The organism is Desulforhopalus singaporensis, from assembly GCF_900104445.1.
Lineage (GTDB): Bacteria > Desulfobacterota > Desulfobulbia > Desulfobulbales > Desulfocapsaceae > Desulforhopalus_A > Desulforhopalus_A singaporensis.
In genome coordinates, this window is the sequence record NZ_FNJI01000009.1 from 140,087 (window position 1) to 147,186 (window position 7,100).

The window sequence follows — 7,100 nt, forward strand, 5'->3', positions numbered from 1 at the left end:
CAAAAACATCGTCAGCTCTACCATGACAAACATTAAGCACATTGCGTGCCAACAATTGTTCAAATATATATTGCTAGTATTAACGGTATGTTATATAAGTAATCCACTCCCTGTTGTTAATAGGGTATTGTAACTATATGTTACATTCGGGATTATCTCCACAGAAAAAATATGGGTATTGGCTTGTTTTAACTTCGTTTTTCTTTAATTAACTCAATATTGTAAAAAAAGATTACAATGTAAAGTTTTGTTACATAATGCCATGGTAACTGAAATTCCCGGTATTCCCAATCTCAATCAGATAATAAAACGTTCCCAGGAACGCTCAGCCGGATACGGTGTAGACCCCAACGCGCTGGGGGCCCCCGAGTCGAGCCGGTTGACCCCGGACAAGCTTGAAAAACGGGTCGAGGAGCAGCGTGAGTTTTTTGAGATTGCCAGAGAGCAGCTCGATACTTTGTACAGGCTTTTGAAAAACACCGGCTTCTGCATGGCTCTTGCTGACAACGAGGGATACATTCTCTATGTGGTAGGCGATCCGGACCTGATCGAACATTTTAAAAGGAGACGGTGTATCCCCGGTTATCGGTGGACGGAACGGGATATGGGAACCTGCGCCATCGGTCTCACTCTGGAGGAGAAGATTCCTATCTTTTTGTCCGGTGACAGGATGTTTGCCGCAATGGCACAAAAACTGAGTAATGCAGGAGCACCGGTCCTTTCACCCGACGGACAAAAGGTACTCGGGGTGGTGAGCCTGAGCGGCTACACCGAAAAGATGCATGTCCACACCCTGGGGTTGGTCCGTCAGGCCGCGGAAACCGTAACCGCTCACCTCAGGGAGCGGCAGCGTATCCGTGAACTTGATATTCAGAACCAGTATATGGAGGCCCTGCTGGAATCCAGTTCAAAGGGTATGCTCACCGTAAATCAGCAGGGATGCATTGTGCAGGTCAACAGCAGGGCACGTTCTCTCATGGATCTGCCGGAGGAAAGTGTGGGCAAGCCTTTTGCCGAATGTGTCGGCGAATCCTTTGATATTGCAACCTACCTGGCCAAAGGACGAGGATTCAGTTCCAGGGAATTCGTGACCCAGAAAAAACAGGGGACATATTTTGCTTCACTGGATCCCATCCGCCAGGTTAACGGGAAACTTGTCGGCGGTCTGGTTACCGTCACCGACAAGGGGGAAATGTTTCGGGTGGCAACCGAGATGACCGGTTCCCAGGCCCATTTCACCTTTAACTCGATAGTCGGCACCAGCGAAAAGCTGAAATCCGCTATACATATGGCAAGAATATCCGCCGGCACCAGTGCAACGGTTCTGCTCTCCGGTGAAACGGGAACGGGGAAGGAAATTTTTGCCCAGGCGATCCACAACCAGAGCGATAGGAAAAATGAGCCTTTTGTGGCGATAAACTGCGGGGCGATCCCAAAGGAGTTGCTTGAAAGCGAGCTCTTCGGGTACGAGGAAGGGGCGTTTACCGGTGCCCAGAAAGGCGGCAGGCCTGGAAAATTTGAAGTTGCCGACAACGGCACTCTTTTTCTTGACGAGATAGGTGATATGCCTTTTGACATGCAGGTCAAACTCCTGCGCGTGTTGCAGACGGGTGAGATCCAGAGGGTGGGCGGTCTGAGAAGCGTGCCGGTAAACCTGAGGGTGATCTCCGCCACCAACAAGGATCTCAAGCAGGCGATAGAGGAGCGCCAGTTCCGCGAGGATCTCTTTTATCGTATATGTACCCTGAAAATAGAGATCCCGCCCCTGCGCGAACGTGGCAGTGACATCCTCCTTCTGGCCGACCATTTTATCGAACGGCAATCGTTTCTTCTCAAACGGGTCATACGGATAAAAGAGCCTGAAACGAAACAAGCTCTTCTTGATTACAGCTGGCCCGGCAACATCAGGCAGCTTGAGAGCGGAATAGAGCGGGCCGTCCATCTCGCCGAAGGTGGCGAGATTTTGCCAGAACATTTCGGTATTCCCTCGTTTGTCGGACCCCAAAATGGTGCAGCTCTTTCTCAGGGGGAAAATGAATCGCTGCCAACACTTGCCGAGGTGGAAAAACGTACCCTTGCTGCGACACTGGCCCATTGCCGCGGCAACATCTGCCGCACGGCAAAGATACTCGGCATCAGCCGCCCGACAATATACCGGAAACTCAAAAATTATGACCTGACGCCGGAGTAAGGTGCCGCCTCTTTTTTTGCGCATTTTTTTCTGCAGCCATAGGGGGCTATGGGTGTCTGGTTTTTTTAGATATTTGTCATAAAGAGCTGTTATACTAATCGGTTACTGACTATAAAAGCGGTGGGCACCTGAAACCAGGGGCAAGGGCAGCTGCTGCCGATTCGCATGACTACTGCTTAAACCCGGGAAGATCGCAGGTGAAATGACAAAAGTTTCACTGCCTTTCCCCCCGCAACCTTTTCATTTGCAATAACCTGATTTACCTGATTCTTTCTATGCTCGCCAAGATTATAAGCTGCTCCGTTATCGGTATCGAAGGCCACCCCGTGGAAGTTGAGGTTGATGTCACCAAGGGATTACCGACCTTTGCCACAGTCGGTCTTCCAGACAGCAGCGTCAGGGAGAGCAAGGACCGGGTCAAGGCGGCGATTAAGAATTGCCATTACGACTTTCCGGTAAGACGTATTACAGTCAACCTTGCTCCCGCCGAACTGAAAAAAGAAGGTGCCGGATTCGATCTGCCCATCGCCGTTGGAATTCTTCAGGCAAGCGGTGCCTTTAAAACTGCACGGGAGGGGCAGTACTGTATGGTGGGGGAGTTGTCTCTTGACGGGACGGTAAAAAAGGTGAAAGGTATTCTACCTATCCTGGTTTCCGCAGAATTGCATAAGCTAAAAGGGGTTGTTCTCCCGAGTGAAAATTTCATGGAAGCCCGGCTGGCGTCATCGGAAATAGAAATTATTCCGGTGACAAGACTGCAGCAGGCGGTTGAGTTTCTGGCAGGCGGCGATATCGAGGTCAATGCTTCTGCAGTAATGCAGGAAGTAGATGAAGATGAGCAATGGCACACAGTTGATTTTTCCGACGTAAGAGGGCAGCAGACGGCAAAACGGGGACTTGAGATCGCCGCCGCAGGAGCGCACAATGTACTGCTCGTGGGCCAGCCGGGCGGCGGAAAAACCATGCTGGCCAGAAGGCTGGTAACCATTCTGCCGCAGATGAACAGGCAAGAGCTGATAGAGACAGCGAAAATATACAGTGTCTCGGCTAAATGTTCCGATCTGTCCCTGGTCAGACGACAGCGTCCTTTCAGGGCGCCTCATCACACTATTTCTGACGCGGGGCTCATCGGCGGGGGAAGTGTGGTGCAGCCTGGCGAGGTTTCCCTTGCCCATAACGGCGTACTGTTTCTTGACGAGTTTGCAGAGTTCAAGCGGCAGGTACTTGAAGGGTTGAGACAGCCTCTGGAAGATGGCACCGTAACCATATCAAGGGCCACCATGGCCCTTAGCTTTCCCGCCAATTTCATGCTGGTGGCCGCCATGAATCCGTGTTTATTCATTGCTGTGTTGCCGCTATTTGATGAAGACGAAGTATTCGTGTTTGTAGGGGGTGTGTTTTGGGGAGGAGAGGGGGAGAAAAAGGGGAGATAATGGAAATTAATCGAGATCTCTTCTTTTCCAATAATGATGCTCTGCGTTATGGTTTCAATTATGTGTTGCTGTTCTTCACGGGAAAGTGTTGGCCATCTGGAGTGAAGACTTTTTGCTTCAACAAAAATCTGTTCTGAAGATATGTTATATATTTTTTGGAAATCGATATCACTTTGTACTTTCGGTATTTCTTTTTCCAGTTGCTCGAAGCGTTCTTCTAGTGGACGGTACCTTCTTCCAAATCCTTCAGCTGAAACCTGTTTCTTCATGTACAAATTATAAAATCTATCCATTTCTTTTTGGAGATCATTTTTCTCTTTCTCCAAAACGGTCAGGAGTTCGGTTTTTTCCATTATGACATCATCTATTTGATGAAGATAAGTGTTAAGATCATCCTCTGAAAGAAGGAAATCTTTTAATTGCTCAAGGTACACAGCTTCTAAGTCATCGACAGGAATCTTGGAGCGACACTTTTGACACGTGTATTTGGGATTATTAGAGGGAACGTACATTTTCCCTCCACAATGACAGTAGGTGAGTCCTGCAAAAAGGTGTATAGCAGGTTTTCTTGCAATTTTTTTCTTTGATTGACGCTGAGATTCGAGGAAACTATTACATTCATTCCATAGCTCTTCTGAAACAATAGGTTCGACTTTAGAGTACACCCATTCATCTTCCGGTTTGAGTTGCCACTTTTTACCCTCACCGGTACTTTTAGTGTAGTTTGCTCTCCGTAGCCCTTTAGCTGTTGGATCTTTCAGAAGTCTATCAATCGTAGTGTCAGAGAATTTTGCACCTTTCCTTGTACGATACCCCATCTCATTAAGTAATCGAGCCACGGTCTTCTTCCGTTTGTGCTGAGCAAAGAGTTCATATATCAGTTTTCTGATAGGAGCTTCTTTAGGATCGGGAACTAATTCACCGTGTTCCCATTTGTAGCCAAGTGGAGCAGCACCACCTGTAGGTTTACCTAATTTTGCTCTGATTGGTACCGAGGCAGCTACTCGTTCACTAATTTCTTCTCTTTCCCACTGAGCCATAGCTGCAAGCATAGTATAAAAAAGTCTGCCTGCTGGAGTTGTTGTGTCAATTGCTTCCTGGAGAGAGATAAGACCAGCGTTGTATTTTTGGAAGAGGTCAGCCAGATCAAGAAGTTCTCGCGTATTTCTGGCCAACCTGGCTAGTTTTGAGAAAATAAGTCCACTGATACGGCCGGCAGCAACATCACTTATCATTCTTTTTGTTTCAGGATGATCGATAATAGTTTTTCCGCTTACACCGGAAAGATCATAAAGTTTTACAACCTGCCAGTCCTTGGCTTCGGCATAATAGCGAGCTCTTTTTTCATGGTGTTCTGGACTCTCTCCCTTAGCTTGGTCTTCGGTGCTAACTCTAATCCATATACCGACTTGCTTTCTGAGTTTTTCCTGCATGTTTTCACCTCCGTATATTTGCAATATATCCAGAGCATTACAAAAAGGCAATGAAACAGGTAATGAAAATAATAAGTGTATTGTTTAACTGTATAAAATAATAGAGAAAATATTTAACGAGAGATGCGTGTTAATCCAGGAATGTAAGAGCCCAGTAGTACTGTTTGGTGCATGGAAAAAGGCAGACCTGCTTTCTTTATGTCACAAAAGAGGTGGGAAACACTTGGTCAATATCATGGTAAAGTTGAAAGCGGTAAAGGTGATCTTTAATGGTGAGTCGAAAAAAATTCAAGCCATCCAAATAAATGGATGGCTTTTTATGCTCAATACTCTTCAGCTAACATAATTGTCAAAACTCTCTCAGTGATTTCAGGATTTGCAGGATTTTCAGAGCCAAATTTAAAATCATTGTCGTAATAATCAATTTTCCAAAAAATTGTTTCTCCTCCAATTTTAAAATTTCCGAAGTCATGCTCTCCGTAAGGATCGTTACTTTCCGTGAAGTCATCGTAATCGAAAACTGTGATAAGAATTTGATAGATCATTGCTTCCTCAAGATTTCCAACACCGTCAGTGATCAAAATCTTTCCTCCAGCTCCTGATTTCCTAAAAGAATCATTTAGCTCACGAATTGTTGCTGTTGTTTGAGACATAAGGCCCTCCGTATAAGTAAGATTTTTGGAGAGCCGCTTGGTGCTGACTCTCCCTGTATGAAAGAGACAGTTTCAAGCTGATGTAAAGAACTATTTCTGAGTATGTTTTGCCCCGTTTTGAAGGTAACTTTCAAACAAGGCGGGCTTCTAAGTAATTAAAATCAAAATGATTATTATTTTATACTGTTACTTATTCTTCTAGGTAAAAGTAGGTCATTGCCAAAGCGATAGCGTCAAAAATGGCCATTCGCGAATCCTCGCTCATCCATGGTTTGCGTTTAGGTGGTTTGTGGTGCTCAAAGACAGGAAGGAATTTTGCGATAGTATTAGACATCTCATATTTTGTCTTTGCGCCGAATTGCTCGAAAACGTTTGTAATTTCAGAACGTGAATATGTCTTGATTACCAGGTTTTCTCTCTCAAGTTTTTTAATAGATTGGACGAGCGATTGAATACGTTTATTTCTGCGAGATCCCTCACCGGTAGGATTTTCTGTAACTACAACGTTTGGTTTATAATAGGAAATGTAAGTTTCAATCTTATCAATAATCAATTGATTATCTTTGTTTTTGACAGATACATTCCCCCAGTCTAGTGGGTTCGCGGCTCCCTCAAATATCACATAGCCAAACCCTCGAAACGTTGGATACAAAGAAAGAATTCTATTGTGCGCCTGGTACAATTGTTGATGGTTGTTTTTGCTCATACCTCCAAATTTGTTACTGCAATTCTTCTTGCAACCTCCTCAAGGTAATCTATCCGCCTCATAATTTTAGGACTTCTGCCTTTTTGCTCTAACCAGGAGATTAGTTGAGCTGTTCTCCTAAACACGTTTATTTCGACCTCGTTGTTCACACCTGCAAACAACGTATCAAGTGGTACATTGAATAATATCTGATAGGACAATGATGTGCAGAGATCTGGAATAGTTTTACTCTGCTCAAATCTTGAAACATGTGAACCCGACTTCTTACCAAGGAGAAAGGCCACATCGTTTTGGCTGAAGCCCGCTTTTTTACGGTGGGCTTTTAGATATTGTTGTAGCGGTGGTGACATACTCTTTTGCTTCACCATTAGCAGTGAAGTCTATTGTGATAGTATATCAATCTGTATTAACGATAAGGTGTGTTTTTTTGTTTAATCAGCAAAAAATCAGAAAAGTGGATTAAATGTGCATAACCCGGAGTATGCTATATTAACGTCCCCAAAGTCCCCAAAGTCCACTGGCAGGTGGACTTTGGGGACTTTGGGGACGTTACGTTGGAGTGGTATGTAAAATAATTTAGGTATCAGACCAGCTATTCCCGATATAAATCTAAGTCATTGAAATTGCGCCATTCGGTAAAATCATCTTTCGTAAACATTTAATATGAAGTATGAACTTAATCTA

The 7,100-nt window shown here is 45.0% G+C and carries 5 protein-coding genes and 1 pseudogene; 2 read left to right on the top strand and 4 right to left on the bottom strand.

What is annotated here, in order from left to right; all coding sequences use genetic code 11:
- Nucleotides 1–262 precede the first annotated feature (262 nt).
- The gene (locus BLQ17_RS08425; protein ID WP_092221784.1) at nt 263–2,191 is read left to right on the top strand and encodes a sigma-54-dependent Fis family transcriptional regulator; all 1,929 of its coding nucleotides are present in this window, start codon (nt 263–265) and stop codon (nt 2,189–2,191) included.
- A gap of 275 nt (nt 2,192–2,466) precedes the next feature.
- Complete coding sequence (locus BLQ17_RS23160; RefSeq protein ID WP_092221786.1) at nt 2,467–3,624, top strand: YifB family Mg chelatase-like AAA ATPase; 1,158 nt, start codon at nt 2,467–2,469, stop codon at nt 3,622–3,624.
- 614 nt (nt 3,625–4,238) lie between these two features.
- Here BLQ17_RS23160 and BLQ17_RS23165 read toward each other — a convergent pair.
- The 4 genes and pseudogenes from BLQ17_RS23165 to BLQ17_RS08450 all read right to left on the bottom strand — a co-directional run.
- Nucleotides 4,239–5,057: pseudogene (locus BLQ17_RS23165) on the bottom strand (recombinase family protein); the annotation flags it as partial.
- A gap of 323 nt (nt 5,058–5,380) precedes the next feature.
- Entirely contained in the window at nt 5,381–5,710 is a 330-nt protein-coding gene (locus BLQ17_RS08440; RefSeq protein WP_092221792.1) for a DUF3768 domain-containing protein, read from the bottom strand.
- Between the two features lie 190 nt (nt 5,711–5,900).
- Nucleotides 5,901–6,416, bottom strand: a complete 516-nt coding sequence (locus BLQ17_RS08445) for a hypothetical protein (protein ID WP_092221794.1) — start codon at nt 6,414–6,416, stop codon at nt 5,901–5,903.
- Nucleotides 6,413–6,766, bottom strand: coding sequence for a helix-turn-helix domain-containing protein (locus BLQ17_RS08450; protein WP_176761145.1), 354 nt, complete (start codon nt 6,764–6,766; stop codon nt 6,413–6,415). Before BLQ17_RS08450 ends, BLQ17_RS08445 begins: the two co-directional genes overlap by 4 nt.
- Nucleotides 6,767–7,100 lie beyond the last annotated feature (334 nt).